At 54.9% G+C, this 24322-nt stretch carries 21 protein-coding genes; 16 read left to right on the top strand and 5 right to left on the bottom strand.

What is annotated here, in order from left to right:
- Positions 1-1032 carry an ATP-binding cassette domain-containing protein gene (locus tag ACR0LF_RS21980; RefSeq protein WP_170609260.1) on the top strand — a complete coding sequence of 344 codons (1032 nt, stop codon included), beginning with the start codon at positions 1-3 and terminating at the stop codon, positions 1030-1032.
- Between the two features lie 12 nt (positions 1033-1044).
- Here ACR0LF_RS21980 and ACR0LF_RS21975 read toward each other — a convergent pair whose 3' ends face one another.
- Entirely contained in the window at positions 1045-1743 is a 699-nt protein-coding gene (locus tag ACR0LF_RS21975) for a GntR family transcriptional regulator (RefSeq protein WP_480582427.1), read from the bottom strand.
- Positions 1743-3113 (bottom strand): formimidoylglutamate deiminase, encoded by a 1371-nt coding sequence (locus tag ACR0LF_RS21970; protein ID WP_170609261.1) that lies wholly within the window; start codon positions 3111-3113, stop codon positions 1743-1745. Before ACR0LF_RS21970 ends, ACR0LF_RS21975 begins: the two co-directional genes overlap by 1 nt.
- A gap of 109 nt (positions 3114-3222) precedes the next feature.
- On the opposite strand from ACR0LF_RS21970, the gene hutI reads away from it, so the two are divergent.
- The 6 genes from hutI (at position 3223) to ACR0LF_RS21940 (ending at position 10103) form a co-directional block, all read left to right on the top strand.
- The gene (gene hutI / locus ACR0LF_RS21965) at positions 3223-4383 is read left to right on the top strand and encodes an imidazolonepropionase (protein ID WP_480582444.1); all 1161 of its coding nucleotides are present in this window, start codon (positions 3223-3225) and stop codon (positions 4381-4383) included.
- Entirely contained in the window at positions 4380-5171 is a 792-nt protein-coding gene (gene hutG, locus ACR0LF_RS21960; RefSeq protein WP_170609263.1) for an N-formylglutamate deformylase, read from the top strand. Before hutI ends, hutG begins: the two co-directional genes overlap by 4 nt.
- A complete protein-coding gene (gene hutU, locus ACR0LF_RS21955) occupies positions 5168-6841 on the top strand; it encodes a urocanate hydratase (RefSeq protein ID WP_170609264.1) in 1674 nt (557 codons plus the stop codon). The genes hutG and hutU overlap by 4 nt, the downstream gene beginning before the upstream one ends.
- A gap of 76 nt (positions 6842-6917) precedes the next feature.
- Positions 6918-8003, top strand: coding sequence for a TRAP transporter substrate-binding protein (locus tag ACR0LF_RS21950; RefSeq protein WP_170609265.1), 1086 nt, complete (start codon positions 6918-6920; stop codon positions 8001-8003).
- A gap of 58 nt (positions 8004-8061) precedes the next feature.
- Positions 8062-8556 (top strand): TRAP transporter small permease subunit, encoded by a 495-nt coding sequence (locus ACR0LF_RS21945; protein WP_170609266.1) that lies wholly within the window; start codon positions 8062-8064, stop codon positions 8554-8556.
- On the top strand, positions 8553-10103 hold the full coding sequence (locus ACR0LF_RS21940) for a TRAP transporter large permease subunit (RefSeq protein WP_170609267.1): 1551 nt from the start codon (positions 8553-8555) through the stop codon (positions 10101-10103). The genes ACR0LF_RS21945 and ACR0LF_RS21940 overlap by 4 nt, the downstream gene beginning before the upstream one ends.
- A gap of 627 nt (positions 10104-10730) precedes the next feature.
- Here the strand turns inward: ACR0LF_RS21940 and thiC are convergent.
- Complete coding sequence (gene thiC / locus ACR0LF_RS21935) at positions 10731-12461, bottom strand: phosphomethylpyrimidine synthase ThiC (RefSeq protein ID WP_480582424.1); 1731 nt, start codon at positions 12459-12461, stop codon at positions 10731-10733.
- Between the two features lie 342 nt (positions 12462-12803).
- Here thiC and ACR0LF_RS21930 point away from each other — a divergent pair, with 342 nt between their 5' ends.
- Positions 12804-13433 carry an SUMF1/EgtB/PvdO family nonheme iron enzyme gene (locus ACR0LF_RS21930; protein ID WP_170609268.1) on the top strand — a complete coding sequence of 210 codons (630 nt, stop codon included), beginning with the start codon at positions 12804-12806 and terminating at the stop codon, positions 13431-13433.
- A 292-nt stretch (positions 13434-13725) separates the two neighbouring features.
- Positions 13726-14781 (top strand): tyrosine-type recombinase/integrase, encoded by a 1056-nt coding sequence (locus tag ACR0LF_RS21925; RefSeq protein ID WP_480582423.1) that lies wholly within the window; start codon positions 13726-13728, stop codon positions 14779-14781.
- A gap of 84 nt (positions 14782-14865) precedes the next feature.
- Here the strand turns inward: ACR0LF_RS21925 and ACR0LF_RS21920 are convergent, their stop codons facing one another.
- On the bottom strand, positions 14866-15918 hold the full coding sequence (locus tag ACR0LF_RS21920; RefSeq protein ID WP_170609270.1) for a ParB N-terminal domain-containing protein: 1053 nt from the start codon (positions 15916-15918) through the stop codon (positions 14866-14868).
- Positions 15915-17225 (bottom strand): AAA family ATPase, encoded by a 1311-nt coding sequence (locus ACR0LF_RS21915; protein ID WP_480582421.1) that lies wholly within the window; start codon positions 17223-17225, stop codon positions 15915-15917. The genes ACR0LF_RS21920 and ACR0LF_RS21915 overlap by 4 nt, the downstream gene beginning before the upstream one ends.
- A gap of 373 nt (positions 17226-17598) precedes the next feature.
- Here ACR0LF_RS21915 and ACR0LF_RS21910 point away from each other — a divergent pair, with 373 nt between their 5' ends.
- The 7 genes from ACR0LF_RS21910 (at position 17599) to ACR0LF_RS21880 (ending at position 24164) form a co-directional block, all read left to right on the top strand.
- A complete protein-coding gene (locus ACR0LF_RS21910) occupies positions 17599-18297 on the top strand; it encodes a hypothetical protein (protein ID WP_170609272.1) in 699 nt (232 codons plus the stop codon).
- Between the two features lie 227 nt (positions 18298-18524).
- A complete protein-coding gene (locus ACR0LF_RS21905) occupies positions 18525-19682 on the top strand; it encodes a hypothetical protein (RefSeq protein ID WP_170609273.1) in 1158 nt (385 codons plus the stop codon).
- Positions 19675-20604: a hypothetical protein gene (locus ACR0LF_RS21900; protein ID WP_170609274.1), complete on the top strand. Its 930-nt coding sequence runs from the start codon at positions 19675-19677 to the stop codon at positions 20602-20604. The genes ACR0LF_RS21905 and ACR0LF_RS21900 overlap by 8 nt, the downstream gene beginning before the upstream one ends.
- Before the next feature lie 129 nt (positions 20605-20733).
- A complete protein-coding gene (locus tag ACR0LF_RS21895) occupies positions 20734-21891 on the top strand; it encodes a DNA cytosine methyltransferase (protein ID WP_170609275.1) in 1158 nt (385 codons plus the stop codon).
- Complete coding sequence (locus ACR0LF_RS21890) at positions 21881-22720, top strand: NotI family restriction endonuclease (protein WP_170609276.1); 840 nt, start codon at positions 21881-21883, stop codon at positions 22718-22720. Before ACR0LF_RS21895 ends, ACR0LF_RS21890 begins: the two co-directional genes overlap by 11 nt.
- Before the next feature lie 261 nt (positions 22721-22981).
- On the top strand, positions 22982-23233 hold the full coding sequence (locus tag ACR0LF_RS21885; RefSeq protein WP_170609277.1) for a WGR domain-containing protein: 252 nt from the start codon (positions 22982-22984) through the stop codon (positions 23231-23233).
- A gap of 526 nt (positions 23234-23759) precedes the next feature.
- Positions 23760-24164, top strand: coding sequence for a DUF3768 domain-containing protein (locus ACR0LF_RS21880; protein ID WP_170609278.1), 405 nt, complete (start codon positions 23760-23762; stop codon positions 24162-24164).
- Positions 24165-24322: the final 158 nt, after the last annotated feature.

The following is a 24322-nucleotide window of genomic DNA, read 5'->3' as shown; positions in this document are numbered from 1 at the left end:
ATGACCAAGCCAGTATTGAGATTCAGCGCGGCAAATATTGTTTTTGGAGACAACCCAAAGTCAGCACTGCCGCTGATGGACGCGGGAAAATCCCGAGAGGAAATTCGCAAGGAAACGGGGCAAGTGTTGGGCGTGCACGATTGTACGCTGGATCTGAACGAAGGCGAGATTGTCGTCTTAATGGGACTTTCGGGATCTGGAAAATCAACCCTTTTGCGAGCCTCGAACCGCCTCAATCCTCTAACCCGCGGAACGGTCGAAGTGCGCACCGAAAACGGACTTGTTGATCTTGCCGATCTGTCGGCCGGGCAACTGCGCGACGTGCGACGCAAACAGATTTCGATGGTCTTCCAGCAATTCGGTCTACTGCCGTGGCGCAGCGTGCTGGAAAACACCGCATTCGGGTTAGAGGCTGCCGGCGTAGATAAGGCCGAGCGCCTTGAAAAAGCCATGAAACAGCTTGAAACCGTGCATCTGGCCGACTGGGCCCAAATGCAGATTTCAGAGCTGTCCGGCGGGATGCAGCAACGTGTTGGCCTGGCTCGGGCGCTGGCGACCGAAGCCCCGATTCTATTGATGGATGAACCCTTCTCAGCGCTTGATCCTTTGATCCGCAATGAGCTGCAAGAAGAGTTATTGGAGCTTTTGCGCGTTCTCGACAAATCAATCCTGTTTGTCAGTCACGATCTGGACGAAGCCATGAAGCTGGGCAATCGGATCGCCATCATGGAAGGCGGGCGAATGGTTCAGCTTGGCACCCCGCAAGACATCGTGCTGCGTCCGCAGACCGACTATGTGCGCAAATTCGTGGCCGAGATGAATCCGCTTGGCGTATTGCGCGCCGCTGAAATCATGAAACCCGCCGAAGGCCCCGCCCCCGCCGACGCGGCTGTCCATCCCATCTCGACACCCGTCAAAGAGCTCATCCGGTCCCACATTGCGCGCGACGGTGACAGCTATATCTCTAACGGTGATCAGATCGTTGGCAAGTTGAGCGACAAGAACATCCTACAAGCCCTTTTGCGGGACTAAGACACACCTTGGTTAGGTCGTCGCCACTAGCTGATAACCCGGCTGCGCGAAGGATTTGACTAAGGTGATGGGGCGCTCGTCTTCAAACGTCGCACGCTCGATCACGAACAACGCGTCACCCTGGTCGATCTCCATTTGCTGTGCGGTTGTGGCACTGGCTTTCTGCGCATAAAGACGCAGTTCGTAGCGCGAGTAGGGTTTGTTTTTGATTAACCACTCGTTTGCGCTGATACGAGTCAGGTCTACCTGCAAAATTTCGGGGGTAGTCTGCGTGCAGATCCATCGTTCTTCCAGAATGTATGGACGTCCATCCGCAAGATGAAGCGCATCCGCCCGCAACAGCGGTCGCGGCGCAGCAATACCCAGCTTGGCAAGGACCGACACGGGCGGTACGGCCTCTTTCACTGAGATCAGCTGGTAGCCGTATTCGCGCCCACTCTGCTCAATCTCCAGCCGGGTGACACGGATATCGAGCGTTGCGCGCGCGATCGGTTCGCGACGAACATGGGTCCCGCCCTTGCGCCTGCGTTCTATGAGCCCACTATCGACCAAATCCTGCATCGCGCGCTGCACTGTGGAACGCGCGCAGTTCAGTGTATCAGCAAGGTCAGCATCGCGTGGCAAACGATCACCGGGCTTGAATCGACCAGCCAGAATGTCATCACGAACACGATCGCGAACAGATTTCCATGTTGTCTTTCGTTCTGCCATCAGATCTCCAATTGGAGCGATTTCATCAGCGCGACATAGTCCGCAACAATCCTGTCGCGAAGCGCATGTCGACCGTTCTTCACCATGTGTCGTCCTGCACTCCACACGTCAGTAATCGCATTACCGCCTTGCCCGGAAAACAGCAGACTGTCCAGCAATTGATCGGAACCCCGCCCGGCAAGGGCCGGAGTGTCCGTGCTGAGACCAATGAGATCACCCCAGTCGCCAGCTTTGATCTGGCCAGATCTGCGCCCTCCGGCCTGGGCCCCGCCTCGCGCAGACTCTTCGTAAAGAACGCGCCCGGTCGACTTTTCGGGGGTCGCCAGCGCAGCGCGACTACGGTCTCGCAGGCGTTGTGAGTATTCAAGCGTCGTCAGCTCATGAAACAGTGAGATGTGCACGTTGGAATCCGATCCCACGCCAAACTGCCCGCCGGCAGGCAGATAAGTCGTGCCTTCAAAGATGCCATCGCCAAGGTTGGACTCGGTGATCGGACACAGCCCGGCGACTGCTCCGGTCGCTGCCAGACCAAGCGTTTCGTGATCTTTCATCTGGGTGACGTGAATCAGACACCATCTGTCATTCACATCGTGGTTCTCCAACAACCACTCAACCGGTCGCGCACCTAAGTAGGCCTCGACTTCTTCGACCTCGGCAACCTGTTCTGCCAGATGCATATGTATGGGGCTCTTTTCAGCCGAGCTTGTCACCAGTTCGCGCAACGCCTCTGTGGAAACAGCGCGCAATGAATGGGGCGCGACGCCAATAGAATAATCGTCAGCAGCCTTTCCAATCAGGGCAGCGCTTTTTTCATGCAATGCCAGAAACTGGTCCAGATCATTTCCGAACCGGCGCTGTCCACCCTGCAGCGCGCGCCCGTCGCACCCGCCGTTGGAATAAAGGACAGGCAGGAGCGTCAGGCCAATTCCGGTCTCAGTTGCAGCGGCCGTGATGCGCCCAGCTATTTCAGCAAGGTCATCATAGGGCCGCCCGCCCACATCGTGGTGCAGATAGTGGAATTCGGCAACCGAGGCATATCCCGCCTCAAGCATCTCCATAAAGACTAGCGACGCGATGACCTGCACCTGATCCGGGTCAAGCTGATCCAGAAAGCGGTACATCAATCGGCGCCACGTCCAGAAACTGTCGCGCGGATCAGGCCCGCGAGCTTCCGTCAGGCCAGACATAGCCCGCTGAAAAGCGTGGCTGTGCAGATTGGTCTGGGCCGGAAGGATCAGATCATGGGTCGCCGGGCCGCTTGCCGCGTCAGGTGTGACCGAATCAATACGACCATCATCGCCGACGACAATCGCAACGTCTGATCCCCAGCCGTCTGGCAGAAGCGCTTGTTTTGCTTTGATTTCATACATCTCAGATTGCTCTTGACTTATTATGTAGCGACATAATAGCAATATGTAGCGTTTTAACAAGGGGGCGAAAGTGGGAACCGAAATCCTGACAGACCTTTCAGCAGCCACAATGACCGGCAGTGGCTACGGCCTGATTTCCGATGCCGCGATCGCAATTCAGGATGCCTCTGTCGCCTGGGTCGGACCCCGTTCAAATTTGCCAGCCGAGTACGCAGATTTCAGCCGCCGTGGCCTTGACGGCCGGCTTGTCACCCCGGGCCTGATCGATTGCCACACGCACATCGTGCATGGCGGAAACCGCGCCCGAGAATTCGAGATGCGTCTGGAAGGGGCCAGTTACGAAGAAGTCGCTCGCGCGGGCGGTGGGATTGTCTCAACCGTTTCCGCTACGCGTGAGGCATCAGAAGAAACATTGCTCAAAACCGCGTTGACGCGCGCTGACGCGTTGATTGCCGAGGGCGTCACAACGATCGAGGTTAAGTCCGGTTACGGTTTGGACCGCGACACCGAACTCAAGATGCTACGCGTCGCCCGCGCCATCGAGGCTCACCGACCGGTGCGGGTGTTGACCAGCTTTCTTGGTGCCCACGCCGAACCGAAAGAGGTGGACGCTGATGCCTATATCGACACGATCTGTCTACCGACCCTGCAAGAGGCCCATGCGGAAGGTCTGGTCGATGCGGTGGATGGCTTTTGCGAAGGAATCGCCTTTTCGCCCGATCAAATCTCGCGCGTTTTTGACAAAGCGGTCGAATTGGGCTTGCCGGTCAAGCTTCACGCCGAACAGCTGTCGAACATCGGCGGCACCGCCTTGGCTGCGCGGTACGGGGCGCTTTCGGCGGATCATGTCGAATATGCCACCGAAGCGGATGCCGAGGCACTGGCCCAGGCCGGCACCGTGGCGGTTCTGCTGCCCGGGGCCTTTTACGCGATCAACGAAATGCAAGCGCCGCCGGTGGAAGCTTTCAGAAAGTGCGGAGTGCCCATGGCTGTTGGAACAGACTGGAACCCAGGCTCATCGCCTCTGGGTTCCTTGATTCTGGCCATGAACATGTCGTGCACTCTGTTTGGCCTCACCCCAGCCGAGGCGTTGGCGGGCACCACGCGCAACGCAGCCCGCGCGCTTGGCCTGTCCGATGTGGGCACAATCGCCCATGGCCAACGCGCTGACCTTGCGGTCTGGAGCGTCACCGACCCGGCCGAACTGTCTTATGGCATCGGCATAAACCCTCTATACTCACGGATCGTCGCCGGAAGGGAAGCCCCATGAGTTTCATCGAAACCCACCGCGGTGACAGCCCCATCGTTCTGGGTCTGCCGCACACGGGAACCGACCTTCCGGATGACATAGCTACCGAACTGAACGAGACCGGTCGCGCCTTAGCAGACACCGACTGGCACATTGACCGGCTTTACGCGGACCTCGGCACCGACCTGACACGGGTCAGAACTACGATCCATCGCTATTCCATCGATGTGAACCGCGATCCGGGCGGCGTCAGCCTCTACCCCGGTCAGAATACTACCACTCTGTGTCCGCTGACTGACTTTGACGGCAACACGATCTACCGCGAAGGTCACGAGCCGGATGCGGCCGAAATTACGCGACGCAAAATTGCTTATCACGCGCCTTATCACACGGCACTCCAAGCGGAACTTGAACGGGTACGCACGCTACACGGATTCGCAATACTGTTCGATTGCCACTCAATCCGCTCACAAATCCCGTTTCTATTTGACGGAACCCTGCCCGATTTCAACCTCGGCACCAACGACGGAACAAGCTGCGATCCTGAGCTAGAGCAAAAAACAGCAGCGATCTGCGCGACAGCCAAGGGGTATTCCAGTGTCGTGAATGGTCGGTTCAAAGGCGGATGGACAACCCGTCATTACGGGCAACCCGCCACGGGCATCCACGCCCTTCAGATGGAGCTTGCCCAAAGCACTTACCTAGCAAACGAAGCACCGCCTTGGAAGTTTGATTCAACCCGTGCGGGCCGACTGCAACGCAAACTCATAGAGATTCTGGACACCCTCAAAACCTGGAGCCCGACATGAACGACCCACGTAAGAACACCCGCGACATCTATCCGCCGACGGGCCCCGAGCTGAATGCCAAGAGCTGGATGACAGAGGCCCCGCTGCGGATGCTGATGAACAACCTTCATCCCGACGTGGCGGAAAACCCGCATGAGTTGGTGGTTTATGGCGGCATTGGGCGTGCCGCTCGAACCTGGGAAGACTTCGATCGGATCGTCGCCGGTCTCAAAGATCTTGAGGAGGACGAAACGCTTGTCGTTCAATCCGGGAAACCGATTGCGATCGTCAAAACCCATTCCGACGCACCCCGCGTTTTGATTGCAAACAGCAATATCGTGCCACATTGGGCCAATTGGGATCACTTCAACGAGTTGGATCGTAAGGGCCTTGCGATGTACGGCCAGATGACTGCAGGATCGTGGATTTACATTGGGTCGCAGGGCATCGTGCAGGGCACCTACGAGACCTTCGCCGAAGCCGGTCGCCAGCACTATGACGGCGATCTGAAGGGCAAATGGATCCTGACCGGCGGCCTTGGCGGGATGGGTGGTGCTCAACCGCTGGCGGCAGTGATGGCGGGTGCCTGCTGTTTGGCCGTGGAATGCAACCCCGACAGCATCGATTTCCGCCTGCGCACCCGCTATGTCGACGAAAAGACAGACAACCTTGACGAAGCCCTTGAGATGATCCGCCGCTGGACTGAGGCGGGCGAGGCCAAGTCGGTTGCCCTTCTGGCCAATGCTGCTGATGTTTACCCGGAATTGATCCGGCGCGGTGTCCGCCCCGACATTGTAACCGACCAGACGTCGGCCCACGATCCGGTCAATGGCTATCTGCCGCAGGGCTGGACGATGGCCAAGTGGCGTGAAAAGCGCGAAAGCGACCCGAAATCGGTGGAAAAGGCCGCTCGGGCTTCGATGAAGGTACAAGTCAAGGCGATGGTCGATTTCTACGCCATGGGTGTCCCAACCGTCGATTATGGCAACAACATTCGCCAAATGGCTCTTGAGGAAGGGTTAGAAAACGCCTTTGACTTCCCGGGCTTTGTGCCGGCCTATATCCGCCCGCTTTTCTGTCGGGGTATCGGCCCCTTCCGCTGGGCCGCGTTGTCAGGCGACCCTGAGGATATCTACAAAACCGATCAGGCGATGAAGGAACTGTTCCCCGAGAACGAACATCTGCACAACTGGCTGGACATGGCTCAAGACCGGATCGAATTCCAGGGCCTACCCGCCCGTATCGCGTGGATTGGTCTGGGGGATCGCCACCGCGCAGGCCTTAAATTCAACGAGATGGTCGCTAACGGCGAACTCAAGGCCCCTATCGTGATCGGTCGCGATCACCTCGACAGCGGCTCCGTCGCCTCACCCAACCGCGAGACAGAAGCGATGCAAGACGGCTCGGACGCGGTGAGTGACTGGCCACTTCTGAACGCACTGGTCAACACCGCGTCGGGCGCGACCTGGGTGTCGCTGCACCACGGCGGCGGCGTCGGCATGGGGTTCAGCCAGCACGCGGGCGTGGTAATCTGCGCCGACGGTTCACCCGAAGCCGCCAAACGGCTGGAGCGCGTGTTGTGGAATGATCCGGCCTCGGGCGTTTGGCGCCATGCCGATGCCGGATACGACATTGCACTGGATTGCGCGCGTGAACACGGTCTGAGGTTGCCTGGAATATTGGGGAACTGACGCGGACCCATCGCCCAACGTGCGTCGTTGGGCGATGGCGGCATAACATCTGAGATCATCAAGGAGGAAAAAGATCATGGATCGACGCAAGTTTCTGTCAGCTGGCACAGTCGGCGCGGCGGCGACGGCGCTGGCAAGCCCGGCAATCGCGCAAGACGTACGCCAATGGAAGATGGTCACGGCTTGGCCGAAAAACCTACCTGGACCCGGCGTCGCAGCGCAAATGCTGGCGGACCGTATTACGACGCTTTCGGGCGGACGGATCGAGGTCAAGCTTTTTGCATCTGGTGAACTTGTGCCAGGACCGGGCGTTTTTGACGCCGTCAGCGAGGGCACGGCCGAACTATATCACGCGGTTCCAGCTTATTGGGGATCGAAATCCAAGGGCATACTGCTTTTCGGATCACAACCCTTCGGTCTACGTGCGGATGAACAATTTGGCTGGTTGTATCACGGCGGCGGTCAAGAGCTTTATAATGAGATGTATGGTCGCTTTGGGATCCAACCGTTCCTTTGCGGCAATTCTGGCCCGCAATGGGGTGGTTGGTTCCGCGACGAGATAAACTCGGTCGAAGATCTCAAAGGTATGAAGTTCCGCACCACCGGGCTCGCTTCGGAGATGAGCCGTAAACTCGGTATGGCTGCAGAAGCTATGAGTGGTCCAGCCATGTTCCAGGCCCTTCAGACCGGCGCTCTCGACGCAGGAGAGTTCATCGGGCCCTGGACAGACAGCGCGCTCGGCTATCAGCAGGTTGCCAAGAACTACTACTGGCCCGGTGTCGGTGAACCTTCGTCAGCCGAGGAATGCGGTGTCAACGCAAGCGTCTTTGCCGAACTTCCCGAGGATTTGAAACAGGTTGTCCGATTTGCCTGCGAAAGCCTCTATAACCCGGTCTGGACCGAGTACACGACAAAACACGCGCTAGCACTCAAAAAGCTGGTCGACGAAGACGGCGTCCAGGTGCGCGTATTCCCGCAGGATGTCATTGACGCAATGGGCGCTGCATCCATCGAGGTCATTGAAGAACTTCGGGGCGACGAAGACGAGCTTGTTCAGCGCATCACCGAAAGCTTCATCGCCTACCGAGACAGTGTCGGCGGCTATATGACTTTTGCGGATAATGGGCAAATGAACGCCCGCGCGTCTGTAATGGGCTATTAAACCGATTGCGGCGCGGTCAAATTCCCCGCGCCGCTACACTTTCGAGCAGGGGGCTCTGATGCATCGCTTCGCTGACCTGGTTGACCAGATGAACACGCGTCTCGGCGCAGTGCTTAAGTGGTTTGCCCTTTTGATGGTTCTTATCCAGTTTGGAATCGTCATCGGGCGCTATGTGTTCGGGGTTAACTCAATTGTAGCGCAGGAAAGCGTACTCTATCTACACGCCGCGCTTTTTATGCTGGCAGCGGGCTATACCCTGCTTGTCGATAAACATGTCCGGGTCGACATCTTCTATGCCGGCGTTAACCGCAGTATTCAGCGTCGCATCGATATATTTGGGCACTTGTTCCTGCTATTGCCGTCAATGGCTGCGCTAGCTTGGTGGTCCTGGGCATCGGTGCGAAATTCATGGAAAATTCTCGAAGGTCCGATTTCTGTCGGCGGCATCGAGGCTGTTTTCCTTCTCAAATCTTTGATCCCGCTCTTCTGCATCTTGGTCGCATTGCAATCCATTGCCATCTTGATCCGATTGTTCACGGAGGGCTCGGAATGAGCGCCAATCTCGATATGCTGATGTTCGTGGCGCTGGTCGTGGCGGTCCTGTCCGGTTTTCCGGTTGCTTTCAGTATCGCAGGTATCGCCGTTACCTTCGCCTATCTCGGCTGGATACTTGGCGTCATGGATATTTCGCTTCTGGGTGCCTTCGGGCAACGCGTTTTTGGCCTAATCTCCAACCAGGTTCTGATTGCAATCCCGCTTTTCGTCCTGATGGGAGCACTACTGGAGAAAAGCCGCATTGCAGAAGAGCTGCTGGATACGATGGGCAGAGCTTTTGGGCAATTGCGCGGTGGCCTAGGCATTTCGGTTGTGTTGGTTGGTGCCTTGCTAGCAGCGTCAACGGGAATTGTAGGCGCGACGGTCGTAGCGATGGGCATGATTGCCCTTCCAACGATGCTACGATCGGGGTACGACCCGCGCGTGGCATCCGGTATCGTCTGTACAGCGGGTACACTTGGCCAGATCATACCGCCCTCAACCCTTCTCATCATCCTTGCCGATGTGATGTCGAACGCCTACCAGCAAGCACAGTACGAGCAAGGCAAATTCTCAGTCGAAGCCCTCTCGGTGGGCCAGTTCTTTGCCGCCGCGCTATTGCCCGGTGTACTTTTGGTTGCACTCTACCTGCTCTATATACTTGTGCGAGGTTTCGCTCGCCCCCAGGATATGCCACCGGCGGACGTCAGCTTCGCGCGCCCGGGCGTCCGTGAACTTCTAAGGGCCGTTGTGCCACCGGTTTTGCTCATTGTAACCGTACTGGGTTCAATCCTTTCGGGGATTGCGACGCCCACCGAAGCAGCAGGTGTCGGTGCTGTAGGCGCGTTGCTCATGGCAGGCGCAAGGCTGGGCCATTATCGCGGTGTAATCCTCGCCAGCGCAGCGGCGCTTGTCGCCCTTGCTGTCGCTGCGGGCGTATTCCCGGTACGCTTCCAACGCAGCGATCTAGCCACCGGAGACGTTGTTGCCGGCGTTTTCTACATTCTATTTGCCGTAATTGGTGTCTCAGGAATCGCTGCCGCCTTGCTCAACGTGATCCGTGAGAAAGTCGTCCAAGATGCCCTAACCTCGACCATGACAATGACCTCGATGATCTTCGCGACCATCCTCGCAGCCAGTATGTTCTCACTGGTGTTCATAGGGCTCGGCGGCGAAGAGCGCGTGGCCCATTGGCTTCAAAACCTCCCTGGCGGCGCAGTCGGCGCGTTGATCGTGACCATGTTAATCGTTTTCCTAATGGGCTTTTTCCTCGACTTTGTGGAAATTTCGGTCATCGTCCTGCCCCTTGTTGTTCCAACGCTCATTTTGCTCGGTCATGACCCGATCTGGCTGGGCATTATACTGGCGATCAACCTCCAAACCTCGTTCTTGACGCCGCCCTTTGGCTTCTCGCTTTTCTATTTGCGCGGCGCTGCACCAAAAGAGATTACAACTGGGCAAATCTATCGCGGTGTCGTACCGTTCATCTGCCTGCAAGCCATTGGGGTACTACTAATCTGGTTCGTCCCTCAAATTGCGACGTGGTTACCTGAAGCGATGTTCTAACAGCTGTCTTACTGGCTCGGTTTGACGACGTCATTCACGGTTGTAGCGAGCTTATTGACAACCGCGGTCACTACAACCTCGTGCGGCGTTCGGCTTCGAGAGGTGGTCAGCGACTTCATCAGTCCTAGGCCCGAATGGCGGCTTCTTGGACCCTATCTGGACGAACCCTCTAACCAAGGGAACTAGGGACAGCACTATGCATTTGCCCGGCGGGCGTTTTCTTTAGCCCACCTGCAAATCGTTCGAACACTATGGTCGCCAAGGGAGCACCAGCTGCCGGAGCGCCAGCTAGTGCTCCGTCACTACTGTTCCAAGCTGTTGCACACGATCAAATGGGAAATTCGGAAGAAGCTAACAGCTCTTTAACGAAATGCAAAAAACTTGGTCAAAGTTACCGAGTGAGTTTCTCGTAAACAGAATCCTTAATAACGATAGGCTAACGCGGAACTTAATACTGGAAACACTGAGTAGATATAAACGAAACAAGTTGCGACAGGTGTTAAACCGGTGCCCCATCCGCTCTGAATGCGCCACCATGCCAGTTCGGTGGGAGCGTTGGAGGGGCTCAACGGTTTTGATGCATAGGCGAGGCTCGGTCGACAAGCCCCACCTCTACGAAGGTTTTGCTTACTCCTCGAAAGGAACGTACAGTTTTCCCCCTTCTTGGAACTTGGCGGCCATCGCGTCCATCCCTTCTTTCTGTGCCTCAGTTCGAATGTCGTGGCTGATCCGCATTGAGCAGAATTTCGGCCCACACATGGAACAGAAATGTGCCACCTTATGCGCCTGTTTCGGCAGGGTCTGGTCGTGGAAATCGCGGGCCGTTTCCGGGTCCAGCGACAGGTTGAACTGATCCTCCCAGCGGAATTCGAAACGAGCGCGGGACAGGGCGTCGTCGCGGCGTTGCGCGCCCGGCAGACCTTTGGCCAGATCGGCGGCATGGGCTGCGATCTTGTACGTGGTGACGCCGGTTTTCACGTCGTCCCGATCCGGCAGGCCCAGATGTTCCTTGGGTGTGACGTAGCACAGCATGGCGCAGCCGAACCAGCCGATCATCGCCGCACCAATGCCGCTGGTGATGTGGTCATAACCGGGCGCGATATCGGTGGTTAGCGGCCCGAGCGTATAGAACGGCGCTTCGTGGCAGCATTCCAGCTGCTTATCCATGTTCTCTTTGATCTTGTGCATGGCCACATGGCCCGGCCCTTCGATCATCACCTGACAGTCTTTGGCCAAGGCGATTTTGGTCAGTTCACCCAGCGTCTCAAGCTCGGCAAATTGCGCCTCGTCATTGGCGTCTGCGATCGAGCCGGGGCGCAGACCATCGCCAAGGCTGAACGATACGTCATAGGCCCGGCAGATATCGCAGATTTCATCGAAATGTTCATACAGGAAGCTTTCCTTGTGATGATGCAGGCACCACTTGGCCATAATCGAACCACCACGTGAGACGATGCCGGTGACGCGGTTCACGGTCATCGGAACCATGTGCAGGCGCACGCCCGCATGGATGGTGAAATAGTCGACACCCTGTTCCGCCTGTTCGATCAATGTGTCGCGAAACACCTCCCACGTCAGGTCCTCAGCGATACCGTTGACCTTCTCCAGTGCCTGATAGAGCGGAACCGTGCCGATCGGCACCGGGCTGTTGCGGATGATCCATTCGCGAGTGTTGTGAATGTTTCGTCCAGTGGACAGATCCATCACCGTGTCGGCGCCCCAACGGATCGCCCAGACCATCTTGTCCACTTCCTCTTCCATCGAGGACGTCACGGCCGAGGTGCCCATATTGGCGTTTATCTTGACCAGAAAATTACGCCCGATGATCATCGGCTCGCTTTCGGGGTGGTTGATGTTGGCGGGAATGATGGCGCGGCCCGCGGCGACCTCATCCCGTACAAACTCGGGGGTCACATAGTCGGGGATATTGGCACCCCAATCGTTGCCTTTGCGCTGCTCAACAACGGCCTCGCGCAGCTGGTTTTCCCGGATGGCGATGAACTCCATTTCGGGCGTGACAATCCCGGCTCGGGCATAGGCCAGTTGCGTCACGGCTTTGCTATCCTTGGCGCGCAACGGGCGTGGACGAACAGGAAATTCGGGTGTCAGTCGGTCGCCTTCGACAAATCCGTTGTCTTCGGGCTTGATCTCGCGCCCGTCATATTCCTCGACATCGCCGCGCGCTTCGATCCACTTGCGGCGCAGCGGGGTCATACCTTGACGAATATCGGCGATCACATCCGGGTCTGTGTAGGGACCAGAGCTGTCGTAAACCGGCAGGGGCGGCTCACCTGCGGTCGGATGAACCGAGATTTCGCGCATCGGGACGCGGACATCAGCGTGCAATATACCATTCACGTAGATCTTACGCTGTCACTGTACCCTTAATTTCTGGACGCAGATACATTCTGGGGCATTTGACCCGATTTTGTGCCCTTAATTTCCGGATATCCACAGGTCGCCGAGAAGTGATTACCCGTTCCCTTGGCGAGAGCATTATTGGGTCACCTGCCCTACTCATGCCTATACGCAATGAAGCTTATCCACAGAATACATCGTCCGCGAATTAAGGGCACAGTCCGGCAATTAGTGATACAGTCCAGAAATTAAAGGCACAATTAAGCACTGATTTTGCTTAACTTTTTTAAGCCAGCGTCCAGTAATTAACGGCACAGTGACAGCTGGTCTTTCGTCTTTTGCATGCAGGTTCCGAAAAGCCTGGGTCCGACTCTTGGTGTAAAAGATGTAGACTGGTGGCGACGCGTGGACGGGGCAAACTGGCGCGATATCAATGGTCCGGGCACGATGGACGCTGCATGGGATCCCGATCACCCAGTAGTGCATGTCTCGTGGAACGATGCGCAGACTTACGCCAGCTGGGTTGGCGGTCGCTTACCATCTGAGGCCGAATGGGAGCATGCGGCACGCGGCGGCCTTGGAGATGTTCGCTTTCCCTGGGGAGATCAGGAACCCAACGACATTGATTTCCAACCCTGCAACATCTGGCAAGGAAGTTTCCCTCTGGAGAACACCGCTAAGGACGGCTTCGTCACGACCGCTCCAGCCAAATACTATGAGCCAAATGGATATGGCCTCTTCAACATGGTCGGGAATGTATGGGAGTGGACGTCGGCAGCCTATCGCATCAAGTCTTTAAAGAAACATGTACGTCAGCGGCTATCAGGGATCAAGGGCTACAGGCTTTCCAAAGGTGGCTCGTTTCTGTGTCACGCTTCCTACTGCTACCGTTATAGAATTGCGGCACGATCGGGCACCTCACCTGACAGCACCACTACTCACCAAGGATTCCGTATTGTGTGGCCCGATTAAGCGGTCGTACAGACCAGTGTCAAATCAGGTCTTTGAGCCGTCAAATTGCGTTCAGCAGTTCGCCCTATTGGCAGGGCAAAATGCTCACCAATTCTACTAATGCTATGCCATCTAAAGTGTTTGCGACGGATACCCAATTTGTTTGCACATGTATCGGCTTTCCCGCATAGCTCTCATTATTGCCACCTTTTGCGCACAATAGGTCAAGTCCTACTGTCAACCAATTACACTCGATAAGTATCCCTTATCAGTTATAATTGATTTCACCGGGAAATGAGCTCAGAATGGGCACATGAAGCCCCCTGCCCTATACCTCCCAGCCGCCACCCCTGCCCTCTCGGACATGGATCAGGACGCCCTGACCGACCTCTATATCCGCGGCACGCCCGCCAACACGCTCAGGGCTTATGAGCGCGATCTGCTCTACGTGACGGCGTGGAAAGCGGCGCGGTTCAGCGCGGCTCTGGACTGGCCGGAATCCGAGGCCACCGCCCTCGCCTTCATTCTCGATCACGCCCGCGATCTGAATGACGCACCAGAAACGGATGTCGCGCGCGAAACCGCAGAAGCGCTGATCGTGCAAGGCCTGCGCAAGTCCCTCGCCTGCCCGGCCCCCTCAACGCTGGACCGGCGCATCGCCTCGTGGCTGGCTTTCCACCGGATGAAAAACCTCCCCTCCCCCTTCGGCGCGCCACAGGTGAAACAGGCCCGCGCCAAGGCGCGTCGCGCCGCCGCCCGGCCCCCGGCCCCAAAATCGCAGCACCCGATTACCCGCGATGTGCTCGAGCAGTTGCTGTCCACCTGTCGGGGGTCCCGGCGGGATTGCCGCGACCGGGCTTTGCTGATGCTGGGCTGGGCCAGCGGCGGCCGCCGCAGATCGGAAATCACCGGGTTGATGCGGGAAGATGTGGCGTTGAAGGACTTCGACAGGAAAGGCTTGGTCTGGCTGTCTCTGCTGGAGACCAAGACCACGCGCAAAGGTGAAACGCCGCGGCTGGTGCTGAAGACCCGCGCGGCACAGGCGCTGGTGCATTGGATCGACGTGGGCGGGATCAGCGACGGCCCCCTCTTCCGCCCCATCTCCAAGGCCGACCGGGTGCTGAAACGTCGCCTCAGCCCGGATGCGATCTACCAGATCGTGAAACACCGTCTGAAACAGGCCGGGTTGCCCGAAGACTTCGCTTCGCCCCACGGGCTGCGGTCGGGCTTTCTGACCCAGGCTGCCCTTGACGGCGCCCCGATCCAGGCCGCCATGCGCCTGTCCCTGCACCGCTCCATGGCCCAGGCGCAGAAATATTACGACGACGTCGATATTGCAGAAAACCCGGCGGCGGATTTGTTGGGGTGAGCTGGCGCTAAACGAAGAAGGCGGTAACCCGTGGGTTACCACCTCTGAAATCAAGAAATCTGAGCATGGGTAACCCGCGGGTTACTACTCGTTCAAAACAGCTTCGAAAGCTTCGACCGCTCTCTGGAGCTTTGACCGGTCAATCGAACTAAAGTCCTGGCCAGACAATATCCTGCACTCTCCCTTTCGCGCAGTGACTTTTGAGCCGCCCACGTGGAACTCATACTTCACGCTCTCGGCTTTCTCACGTCGCTTGCTACTACCCGGTTCAGTATCAGTATCTGCCAAGAAGGCATCCAGCGCCTCGTTTTGCTCAGCGGCTGTGGATACGCGCACCAACACATCTCTTAACCCAGCAGCTGAACCCGATGACGCTCGAAGTTTACGCGCAACCTCAACGCCAAGGTTTCTAGAGACACTCTTAGGAAACGGCAACGCACCCTCAAGTTCATTGAGCAGATAAACAAAGCTGCGAATGTAAGAGCGTTTCATCTTGTGCAGGGATGAGTACAGCCTTCCGACCAAAGCTTCTGCATCCCCTGCCCCCAACTCTGAATCTTTAGAAGCAAGAATTGCCACTTGCGCCATCTCAGCAAACGTCAAGTCTTCCCGAACAACGTTCTCTTCAACCATGTCAATATAGAGGTCGATGCGATCACTCTGGGATTTGGCAACTCGCGCCGTAACACTGGAAAAGCGTTCATCACCGGTCTCTTCATAAAGCTGCTTAAGAGCAGTTACTCGTCTCCAACCTTTTTTGAGTTGGAAGCGTCCATCTGAATCCTTATAAAGCTCTATGGGCTCCTTCTGGCCGCGTTCCTGAATTGAAGCCTTGAGTTCATCCATCTCGTCGGAACTTGCGACAGCCGAAAGATCCAAGCGATCTCGTGGCAGATCTGTCGTATGAATTTCATTGATGCCAACCGCAACCAAGACTCGCCCCTCATCACGAGCTTTACGATACTCCTTAGCATCGGAGGCATTTTGCCGTCGCTGTTCGACACGGTTCTCAGTGCTTTCATTTAGGCTGTTTGCTGTCTCGCGAACCGCAGCCCCCATCGGCCCCACTTCGCGGCGGCGTGTTTTCTTGAGGTCATCTTCATCAATTGGAGTGAAGCCAAATTTATTCCCGCTCATTCTACCCGCTCCTCAATTTTAGTACGTGCCTCCCAAGCCCTTAGGACGACATCCCTAAATTCACTGTATGCATTATCAAATGACTGACGCGCCCGTTTCCATGTGTCCCGAGTCATCTGTCTGTAGTCCTGCTCGTAAACAGACATCTGGAACCTACCAGATTGCTCGACCGCACGTGTCATTTCGATGGGATTTTGACAGACATCGGCGCCGAAGACATTTTTGAAAGCATCCATCATCGCGACGTGCAAAGAGTTGCTAGCCTCGAAGCGAGTCATGAGAACACGTATGTCATCGAACCTTTTAGGAAGCGTGATACCAGCATCCTGTGCAATACGTTCGAACCCGCTGGTTATGTCTTCCAAGGCATCGCCAAGCTGACCAAGATAACTCGTTGTGCTGTCATACTCCCAATAACCAGGACCAGACGGAATGTAGAGGATGTCAGCAGCAAAAGCCGCATTCAAAGACTGGTATCCAATTGCAGGCGGGCAATCGAATACAATCAAATCATATTGGTCGTCCGGCAACTCATCGAGATACCTTGCGACGCACCCAAAAAAGCTCCATGCCTTATGAATCGACCTGTACTGAGCAGAAGCAAATTCCACGAAGGCGGCGTTCGCACAGCTCGGGATGATGTCGATCGTCGACCATGACGTTCTTTGAATGAAATCCTGCACACGTTGCGCACCAATCGACTGAACGTCTTCTGGTAACTCGTCAGCAGTAGGGTAGGGGCAGTCTGTGGGGTCATCATATTCGTCTGCGATCCGGTTCGCCTCACGGCAGAGGTCACGACACATAATGCCCCAGACAGTATTCCACTCTCTAACTTCAGACAGACCCATTGAATGAGTGAGTGTGGCCTGGGGGTCGAAATCCACCACCAGAACACGGTAACCATCAAGCGCGGCCGCATTCGCCAAGTGCTGGGCAACGACAGTTTTACCAACACCGCCCTTAAAGTTCGAAACTGCGACTCTCATAGCCCGGCCTCCTGGTCTTTGAGGCAGAAGGCTTTTACCTCTAAATCTCAGGCGGCGTCTCAGCTCATTTATCTCAGCCAGAGAAAACCATCTTTGCCGCCCATCATCTTCAGTCGCTCCTTGCGGAAGAGACGGGTCTTCGGCCAACTTCTTTCTCAAGGTGTCCGCCGGGATATCAAACATGAACTGGCTAATTTCCCAGATCGAGAATGGTCGAAGCACTTTCTCGTCAGCGGGCGAGAAAGTAGCGCGGCGGACGGCAGCCTGTTGAGCCAGGCTTCGTTCGTTCATAGCTTGAAGGTCGGTGTGGTCACGCATGGTGCTGCTCTTGTTATATCACGAATGTCTTCTAATAACGCGATTTTGGAAAACTGCAAAACGTAAAGAATGGAATTTCCGCTTTTTCGCCTTCGACTCGGTAAAAACGGGAGGTATTTCGAAAGCTAAGCTATGTTTTGGTGACAGGCAGCGATCAATTACCAGATATATGGTGACACTCGACCCCCAAAAGGGTGACAGTATAGTGTCACCCATAACCTATTAACCGAATTTTCTTTTGATTTTGAAGAAAGAGGCGGTCATCCTGTTTTTCAATGCCCGTTGACAAACTACGGGATTTCATCAAACTGAACCCAATTGATGGAATCGGTCAGCGAAACCGATCCGCTCGAGGCACAGTGGCAGTATCAAAATGGAAATAAAACGATTTACAGGATATCAGGCCGGTTCTCAGAAGTACGATCTTTTGACTGCAATCTCTGTTGCGGGATTGAATGGCACACCCGGTTTTCAATGTTCGATGATGCGGCTCGTTGCGTTGATAACGGCCCGATACAACTGGCGCACTGATGAGCTGACGGTCGGTCAAAAAGAAATGGCCCGCCTATGGTCCGTGGACGAACGAACCGTCAAGCGAGAAGTTAAACGATTGACGGATTCAAGTATACTTCTCCAACTTAGGCCTGGGGTTAGAGGCCGCGTTGCAGCATACCGACTCAACTACGTGGAAATTTACCGTCTGAGCGAACCGGTTTGGAAAAATGTTGGTTCTGATTTTGTATCGCGCATGGAGACACAAACCCCAAAACCGACCGAAAAGGTTGTTCATGTTCAGTTTGGCCAAGAAAAACCAGCAGCTGTTGAACATGAAGGACAAGACCTTCAGGATCCGTGGGGCAGGGCGCTTCGGCGCCTATCAGAGTCTGAAGCACTATTGTTTAAAAGTTGGTATTGCGATCTCAAATTTGTTGAAATGCAAGATCTGACAATCACCTTACGCGCTCCCAGCAAATTCATCGCACAGTACATTCAATCTCACCATATGAAACCTTTACTTGGAGCGGTCCAGCTCGAGTTTGGGCGAATTCAGAAAGTGTGTTTGCTCGGCTAACAATCTAGATTAATGGTCGCACGCTGTGCCGTGATCCCACCGAAATTGCTGGTTTCAATCGTTGAGTTTGGCCTCGAACATCCTGATGGTTTTAGAATGTCACCGAACAACGGGGTAGGCAAACAAACTGTTTGCTTCACAATACAAGAGATTGTTTTCGTTCGCTGCTCTTGAAGACATCGCAAAAAAATATCAGTGTAGCCGAAGTTCTGAGAAAGAGATTAAGAATGCCCGAAAACATGCCCCAGCCTATCATGCCTAGGGGAGAGCCGGACCAAGTGAACATCAGTGATTTGTTGCTTGACTACCAAAACCCAAGATTTGGGGACCTTGATCCAGGCACAAGTCAAGAAGCGTTGGTCGATTTGATAGTTGATCGTTTTGGCGTTGACGATGTGATCAGTTCAATTGCCGTCAACGGGTTCTTCTCGGCGGAACCGCTTGTGTGTCAAGCGAACGATAGTCCTAGCCTGGTGGTCAAGGAAGGTAATCGTAGGCTTTGTGCTTCAATAATTATTACCGGTGACCCACGCGGCAAAAACCAGGCAAACTTACATAGGCGTTTCAATAAGATTTGGAAAGACAATGGTCAGAAGGCCATTGAACCCATTAGCGTACTAAAGTTCTACGAGAAGGAAGACGCTGACAGCGATTTGCTGGCCTATCTTGGGGTTCGGCACATCTCAGCATCACAGCCGTGGGACTCCTATGCAAAGGCGTCCTGGGTAGCCAAACTCCAAGACAGTTCCGAACTTTCGGAAACGAAGATATCCGAAATGATCGGCGACAATCACAGCACCGTTGTCCGCCTTTTGGAGGGTTACCGTTTCATTCAGCAACTAATTTCTGAAGAAAAGTTTGTTCCGTCGGATAGCCAACGAAAGGGGCGAGGTAGTGTAACGGAATATCCTTTTTCGTGGGTATACACTTTGTTGGGCTTTCGTTCCGCTAGAGACTTCTGCGGTTTGGACGAAACGTCCGGGAAGCCAAATCCTATCCCCGCAGACTATTTAGAAAATGCGTCGAATCTGATCAAAGCGTGTTTTGGGGACAAGTCTAAAGGCCGCAGCGCTGCGATTGATGACAGCCGCCAACTTATTCAACTGGCGCAGTCCATGACACGCTCCGACGTTGCGGCATTGATAAACGATGGCCATTCACTAAAGTCAGCGCTGGACAGCACTAAACCAGTTGAGCAACGGTTGAGCGAGAATCTACAACGCGCTCGAGAGTTGCTGGCAAACATATCTACCGGATTGGAAGAAACACCGCCACTCGCGGAAGTAGCCGGTCAACACATAGAGACTGCGGCTATTGTGAGGCGGTTGAGTACAGAGATTCACAAAAAACTCAATGCCATCTCGTTTGGAGACGACGATGAATGACATGCCTCAGTTTAATTTTGGGGACAGACGGAAGAAGTTCAAAGTATCTCAAGACTGTGACGAAGTGGAAGTTAGCGCACTAAAGAATGGCCAATCAAATCCGTTCGAAGGCGTACGCAACGATTTGATCTCGGGCACTCTCTCCGATGATGTAGAGATGCAGCTTGCGGGTGCCCAGTGGCAGTACGAAGCGAACGCAATTGAGAACTTGAGCAGTGAGATTGTAGAAGAAATACTTCGTCGTGCCGAATTATTGGGGAGTTTGTATCCGTTCGAGTTTAATGGCTCGACACTGTCTTACTCGCCCACAGATCACAGGTTGTACGAGTTTTTGCTGGTTTGTTCTGCCACGAAAAACATTACGAAAGGCTACAATGTCTACATTCCGAGGAACTTCGAGCGCGTAGCAATGGAAGTTTCCGCCAATTTTGTAGGCGGCGACGTTGAATTTATGCACGTCGGATGGCCGCGTAAAAACCCAAATTTTCGGGAAACGTGGAATGAAGTCCACACTCGTAGTGGCGAATGGCGCTGGCAGCCTAAAGTTACCTTAGAAAACGCTACGCCGCCACCGGCCGGGGATGAAGGCGTGGACTACGTTCTATGGAAAGCGTTCGGATGTGGGCGACCAATGGGGCAACTCTTCTTTTTAGGACAGTGCGCCTGCGGAGGTGATTGGGACGACAAGTTTACTGACATAAACAGCAAGTTTTTTAAGTGGTTTGATGTGCCTCCGGTCCGCCCCGCGCATGTTTTTGCTGTCCCTCATTGCTTGCCTATCGAAAGTATTTTCGAAGCATCTGGTGACGCTGGGATCGTCTTAGACCGTATTCGACTTGTTACGGCGGCAAATCTTGACGGAAAGTACAGGCGCAAATCTTGGTCAGCCGTTTACAAGAGAATGCTGAGCAGGCTCGTGTGAATATCACCTTGCGCCCTTCTGAAGAACATATTGTGAACATTTTTTCGGTATGCTATTTCTGTTGCCTCCAATGGGGCAACCTGTTGTATTGGCAAAAAAGCATCACACAAGATGCGGGAGACGATTTAGATGGGCAGTTGGACGGCTATTGATTTGTTCTGTGGTGCAGGCGGCCTTTCAGAAGGGTTCCGCCAAGCCGGAGTTCATGTGTTGGCAGGGCAGGACATTGATGCCACTTTCGGTCAGACGTTTTCTCAGACACACAACGAGGCGACATTTGTTTACGGTCCAATTCAGTCCGTGTCTGCCGACGACCTTCTTTCGGCTGCCGGATGTAGTCCTGGCGGGGTCGATATCCTGATTGGGGGGCCCCCATGTCAAGGTTACTCCGTCTACAACCATCAGCGTGGCGCTGATGATCCACGTGCCGGACTATTCAAGGAGTATTTGCGCCTCGTTGAAGCTATCCAGCCGCGCTGGCTTGTGATGGAAAATGTCACTGGCATTACCTCGATTGCTGGCGGCGCCATCGTTCGCGAAATTCAGGCTGGGATGCGCCGTCTTGGCTACCGGGTGGATATGAAGCTTCTTAAGGCTGAAGAGTATGGCGTCCCGCAAGAACGTCGACGCATGTTCTTTATCGCAACGAAAGAAGAGTACTGTCCGATCCTATTCCCAAACCCAACTCACGGTCCGGAACTGCAGCCTTTCGTGACAGTTTGGGATGCCATCTCTGACTTGCCGTCACTGAAGAATGGCCAGGACATGGGCGCGCGCGCCTACGGCAAGTCCGCACAGAATCCCTATCAAGCCGTGCTGCGGGGCGATTGTACGGTTGTAAGCAACCACAGCGCTCCGCGACTGTCTAAAGTAAATTTGGAACGTATGAAGCATATTCCACCTGGGGGCTCTTGGCGGGATATCCCGTATGACCTTCTCCCAGCAGGGATGAAGAAGGCCAAGCGCAGCGACCATACAAAGCGATATGGGCGACCTGCAAAATCCGACTTGGCCTGTACTGTTCTTACCAAATGCGACGTTCATTGGGGTGCGTATATCCATCCTACACAAGATCGGTCGTTTTCTGTGCGTGAGGCGGCCAGACTTCAGTCCTTTCCTGATTTCTTCACGTTCTCTGGCAGCCGGACTGAGCAATATGTTCAGGTCGGGAATGCGGTTCCACCGCTTCTTGGAAAGGCAGTCGCTGAAGCGATACTTTCTGCCGACAACATGAAGGCAAACGTTCAACCGGTCAGAAAGCAAAACGGTATGCTGCATGCCGTTTGACCCGCGTGATGCAATTGCGGAAGTGCAGGGTCAGAAAGCTGAGTTCAATGCGAGTCCGGAGCAGTCCGACTTCTTTTGTCCATACATTGAAGTTGAATGCCCAAAGCGTTCAACAAACTTGGGCAAAGAACCATACCCTGTTTGCTCGCTATGGAAAAACAGCAAGCTCGCGCGCGATCCCGTGAGAGACCTGATATGCGTTTGCCCGAAGCGTTTCTATCAAGTTGACTGGCTCCACGCCGTTGTTGAGAATTGCTGGCCATTTGATCCACCCGAAAACCCGGTGGTCGCTACAGAAGTTAAAATGAAAGGCTTCGGGAACGTTGATTTTGTCATCGCCGATCAGCAGGCAGACGGAACAATCGGAAACTTCCTTTCAGTTGAGCTCCAGGCAATCGACATAACCGGATCAGTGTACCCGGCATACGAGGCGCTGCGCTCCGGTGAGGAAATGCCAAGGCGCCCCACCTATGGGTTCAACTGGGATAACGTGTACAAACGGTACATCACCCAATTGATCCGAAAAGGCTATTTCCATCACCATTGGGGCACCAAAATAATCGCCGTCATACAAGATCAGGTGTACCAATCCGTGATTGATAAAGCCGACTTCATGCGTTCGACTGATATCACGAGCAACACTGTGAACATCGTGTTTATGACGTACGTGTTCGAGAACGATCCGGAAAGACCAGGTCAGTTTCGTCCTCAGCTAAAGCGCGTTGAAGGCACGAGTCACGCCAACCTTCAACAAGCTATTCTATACAAGGAAGCGCCCTCAAAAGAGGCCTTTAAGGGCAAGATTTTCGAGGCTTTGAGACGCAAGTAGCCCAAGTACCCTAGCGTATGTGTTCTGGCTTATCGCCACAGCAGGTTCAGCTTTGGATGACGTCTCCGCGCGAGTTTCAACAGTCAGATATCTTAAATCGGATGGTTGTCAGGTCCTGAACACAAAGCGGCTACTTCTGGAAAGATCTACCCTCTGCAGCAGGGATGTTCGTTCGCTTCCATTCTAATTCAGAAACGTTCCAATTGAATGGATCTCCCAATGTCATTGGACAGATAGGCGGCATCAAACGATAATGTTGGCATGGAGATGACAGCGACCAAACCTGTCCACCTGATCCATGTGGGCCCGAACGCCAACATGGCGCGATTCTATGGCATAGAGTTGCAGCCGACGCTGTTTGGGGAGGTTACCGTTCTTCGTACCTGGGGACGAATTGGCACGAACGGACAAGCTATGAGGGTGACGTATGAAGACGAAGCCCAGGCCGATGAAGTGCTCCAGAAACTCGAAAAGCAAAAGCTCCGACGAGGCTACGTCACGGTCGGTGAGTGAATTCGGGTTGCAATCTATTTCCGTAGCAAATCCCGAGCCTGCGGGCTCGTGACCGGGCTCTAGGTTTCAGCCGGCGTGCCGGCTTCCACCCAGAACACCCCAGCATGATCTCCCTGTCCCAGTAGCCCCTGGACCGTCTCCTGCAAGCCGGCGCAGGGGCTTTGGGTCATGGTCGCTCCATGCCGTGATGATCTGCCCGTTCGGGTGATGATCCCTTTTGCGATTCCGCAGGATCAAAGATCCTTTGGCTTCTTTTGTTGGTCAGGCGGGATTTGGACAAGCCAAACGCCACCCGACGTCAGGGGGAAGGCGCGGCCTCCCCCCTCGGACAAGACAAATAGACAAGACCGTGTCCTCGCGCGCTGCGCTGCGGGCCGCACCACTCTTGTCGATTTGTCCTGTCTCGCCCCTCTCCGCGTTCGCCACGGGGCAGGTTTTAGAGACGAGGCCCTTTCAGGGCTCGGCTCAAAACCAGCACTAAAAGGGGATCAACCCCGGAGGTCGCACCACAAAAGGAGAGACGGTTTTGAACAGTGAAGCAACAACAGACATCGAGAACGACACCTGCCTTCAGGCGACAGAAATAGCAAATCAGAACGACCTGTTTCGGAAAGCCCTGACCGATCCGACTGCAGCAATTGAGATGCACACCAAGGGCATTCAGGGACAGGTGTTCGTCACGCCCGGCGTGTCCGGCGAAGGGGTGGAGTTTCAGACTGCGGCTTTGGCTGCAGTGGCATCGGATGACCAGTTTGACGACGGCAATGACCCTTATGGCGATCACACATTCGGGACGGTGACAATCAGCGGTCAGAAGCTGTTTTGGAAAATCGATCTTTATGACGCGGACTACAAATACGGCTCCGATCGCCCGTTTGATCCCGCAGTGACCCGCCGCGTCCTGACCATCATGTGCCCCAGCGAATATTGATTTCCACCGCAGATCGGAAAGGAGGTGATGAAAATAAGTCAGGAAACCTTGCAGCGACGACGGCGCGAAGCCGTTGAGCTGGTCAAGAAGGGAGGTCTCTCCGCCAAGATCGGACTCGCCATCTTTTAACAACACGCAGCCGCCTAAGCGGCCCCGCT

The organism is Ruegeria sp. E8, assembly GCF_056533985.1.
This window is presented reverse-complemented; position numbering and strand designations above follow the sequence as displayed.

What these genes read in the sequence shown, in the direction of transcription:
- ACR0LF_RS21980 (WP_170609260.1), top strand. Translation starts at nt 1, where the DNA reads ATGACCAAGCCAGTATTGAGATTCAGCGCGGCAAATATTGTTTTTGGA.
- ACR0LF_RS21975 (WP_480582427.1), bottom strand. Translation starts at nt 1,743, where the DNA reads ATGGCAGAACGAAAGACAACATGGAAATCTGTTCGCGATCGTGTTCGT.
- ACR0LF_RS21970 (WP_170609261.1), bottom strand. Translation starts at nt 3,113, where the DNA reads ATGTATGAAATCAAAGCAAAACAAGCGCTTCTGCCAGACGGCTGGGGA.
- hutI (WP_480582444.1), top strand. Translation starts at nt 3,223, where the DNA reads ATGACCGGCAGTGGCTACGGCCTGATTTCCGATGCCGCGATCGCAATT.
- hutG (WP_170609263.1), top strand. Translation starts at nt 4,380, where the DNA reads ATGAGTTTCATCGAAACCCACCGCGGTGACAGCCCCATCGTTCTGGGT.
- hutU (WP_170609264.1), top strand. Translation starts at nt 5,168, where the DNA reads ATGAACGACCCACGTAAGAACACCCGCGACATCTATCCGCCGACGGGC.
- ACR0LF_RS21950 (WP_170609265.1), top strand. Translation starts at nt 6,918, where the DNA reads ATGGATCGACGCAAGTTTCTGTCAGCTGGCACAGTCGGCGCGGCGGCG.
- ACR0LF_RS21945 (WP_170609266.1), top strand. Translation starts at nt 8,062, where the DNA reads ATGCATCGCTTCGCTGACCTGGTTGACCAGATGAACACGCGTCTCGGC.
- ACR0LF_RS21940 (WP_170609267.1), top strand. Translation starts at nt 8,553, where the DNA reads ATGAGCGCCAATCTCGATATGCTGATGTTCGTGGCGCTGGTCGTGGCG.
- ACR0LF_RS21930 (WP_170609268.1), top strand. Translation starts at nt 12,804, where the DNA reads ATGCAGGTTCCGAAAAGCCTGGGTCCGACTCTTGGTGTAAAAGATGTA.
- ACR0LF_RS21925 (WP_480582423.1), top strand. Translation starts at nt 13,726, where the DNA reads ATGAAGCCCCCTGCCCTATACCTCCCAGCCGCCACCCCTGCCCTCTCG.
- ACR0LF_RS21920 (WP_170609270.1), bottom strand. Translation starts at nt 15,918, where the DNA reads ATGAGCGGGAATAAATTTGGCTTCACTCCAATTGATGAAGATGACCTC.
- ACR0LF_RS21915 (WP_480582421.1), bottom strand. Translation starts at nt 17,225, where the DNA reads ATGCGTGACCACACCGACCTTCAAGCTATGAACGAACGAAGCCTGGCT.
- ACR0LF_RS21910 (WP_170609272.1), top strand. Translation starts at nt 17,599, where the DNA reads ATGGAAATAAAACGATTTACAGGATATCAGGCCGGTTCTCAGAAGTAC.
- ACR0LF_RS21905 (WP_170609273.1), top strand. Translation starts at nt 18,525, where the DNA reads ATGCCCGAAAACATGCCCCAGCCTATCATGCCTAGGGGAGAGCCGGAC.
- ACR0LF_RS21900 (WP_170609274.1), top strand. Translation starts at nt 19,675, where the DNA reads ATGAATGACATGCCTCAGTTTAATTTTGGGGACAGACGGAAGAAGTTC.
- ACR0LF_RS21895 (WP_170609275.1), top strand. Translation starts at nt 20,734, where the DNA reads ATGGGCAGTTGGACGGCTATTGATTTGTTCTGTGGTGCAGGCGGCCTT.
- ACR0LF_RS21890 (WP_170609276.1), top strand. Translation starts at nt 21,881, where the DNA reads ATGCCGTTTGACCCGCGTGATGCAATTGCGGAAGTGCAGGGTCAGAAA.
- ACR0LF_RS21885 (WP_170609277.1), top strand. Translation starts at nt 22,982, where the DNA reads ATGGAGATGACAGCGACCAAACCTGTCCACCTGATCCATGTGGGCCCG.